The sequence below is a fragment of the Oleiphilus sp. HI0061 genome (assembly GCF_001635675.1).
On the sequence record NZ_LWFE01001840.1, the window covers coordinates 1 to 1,504 of the forward strand.

At 45.4% G+C, this 1,504-nt stretch carries 4 protein-coding genes; 3 read left to right on the forward strand and 1 reads right to left on the reverse strand.

Features of this window, described 5'->3' with window-relative positions; all coding sequences use genetic code 11:
• Positions 1–55: 55 nt before the first annotated feature.
• Genes A3735_RS27970 through A3735_RS27980 form a run of 3 tightly spaced genes read left to right on the forward strand, consistent with a single transcriptional unit; the run spans position 56 to position 1,267 of the window.
• Positions 56–655, forward strand: a complete 600-nt coding sequence (locus tag A3735_RS27970; RefSeq protein WP_197470029.1) for a lytic transglycosylase domain-containing protein — start codon at positions 56–58, stop codon at positions 653–655.
• Between the two features lie 32 nt (positions 656–687).
• Entirely contained in the window at positions 688–906 is a 219-nt protein-coding gene (locus A3735_RS27975) for a DUF2835 domain-containing protein (RefSeq protein ID WP_068515563.1), read from the forward strand.
• A 22-nt stretch (positions 907–928) separates the two neighbouring features.
• Positions 929–1,267, forward strand: coding sequence for a hypothetical protein (locus A3735_RS27980; protein WP_068515566.1), 339 nt, complete (start codon positions 929–931; stop codon positions 1,265–1,267).
• Between the two features lie 14 nt (positions 1,268–1,281).
• Here the strand turns inward: A3735_RS27980 and A3735_RS27985 are convergent.
• Positions 1,282–1,504: hypothetical protein (locus A3735_RS27985; RefSeq protein WP_231882681.1), on the reverse strand; the 223-nt coding region annotated here is incomplete at its 5' end.

The following is a 1,504-nucleotide window of genomic DNA, read 5'->3' on the forward strand; positions in this document are numbered from 1 at the left end:
CTTACTAGCAGATAAGCTTGGCTTCACTATTGCTTAGGGTTTGTCGATGAGAGCGATGACTCCACAAGGTCTTTATCAGCTCTTATTCGTGCTGGTTATTTCTCTGTCTTTCGCGTCTTCAGTTAGCGCTGAACAGGCCAGCTTACGCCAGGCTCCAGATGATGAGCTGCGTAAGCTCCTTATGCAAACGGTCAATGAGTCCAGTAGTTTTGTTGACCGCTTTGATGCTGAAGTTTGGCTGGTCGATATGTCCAGCCGACTTAAGCGCTACATCAAAGACCCAGAGGAACGTTTGTCGCTGTTAAAGCGCGTTCACTCTGAAGCGAAACGAGCGGGCCTGGAACCCGAGTTAGTACTATCAGTGATCCATGTTGAAAGCGCATTTAAGCGCTTTGCTATCTCCAGAGTGGGTGCACAAGGACTCATGCAAGTTATGCCTTTTTGGAAGAATGAGATTGGTCGCCCGGACGACAACCTCACGACCGTTTCAACCAACCTCCGGTATGGCTGTACAATCCTGAAGCATTACCTGAATAAAGAGAAAGGCAACCTGATCAGAGCCCTTGCGCGATACAATGGCAGTTTAGGTAAAACTAAGTACCCTTCAAAGGTCTTACGTTTTTGGCAGGACTACTGGTTCGTAAAACATGTATAAGCCAGCATAAAGAAAGAAATAGAGTTCAAACTATGCAAGAAATTATCGTCGACCTTTCCATTGATAAAGAGGAATGGCTGCGAATCTATAGGGGTGAAGCCAATATCGTCTATGCAATCAGCAGAGATGGCCGATCCATTCAGTTTCCGGCCGCTATCCTGAGTAAATATGTGACACACCACGGCATTGAAGGGAGCTTTGTTATTTCTATCAATGACGCCGGAAAGTTCCAATCTATCATTAAACTTTAGACCCTACTTGAGACAACGCGATATGACACACAACACCACGAAAGCCACGCTACAAACGCATCAGGTCATTTCGCTAAAAGAAGCTGAACTGGTTTCTCACTTGAAGGCCATGTCACTTGAAGAACTTGAGTTTCATGCTCATGAAATTATGAAAGATATGGGTTCTGAGCAATCTCCTCAAGTCATGGCTAAAGTAATGAAGTCTTTGGAGAAACCCAAAGAAGGTTATTCAAAATTTGAAACAGTCCAAAAAACACTTGAAGATGAACTGCCCAACAAAGCTTATCTCAGCGATATCTATGCGCGCCTGGCCGCTATCGTGATGAGCATTATATCTCGTCGCTTCAAAGAGTTTTTGTAAACGGCTATAGGCGGCTAGCTACCAGGTTCAAACTCTGTTCGTCGCCGCCATGCCTTGATAATCACGATCAAAAACAGCAAGCCTCCGATGGTAGAGATCAAACCACCCAAGCCCATCATTCCCATCCCTATAATTTCAGGTAAACGATCTAAACCTTGAGCTGCTCCTGCAGTCTTACGTTGCACACCATAACCACCTGACCACGCGAGACCCAATATATGCATCAACTGGCCACCA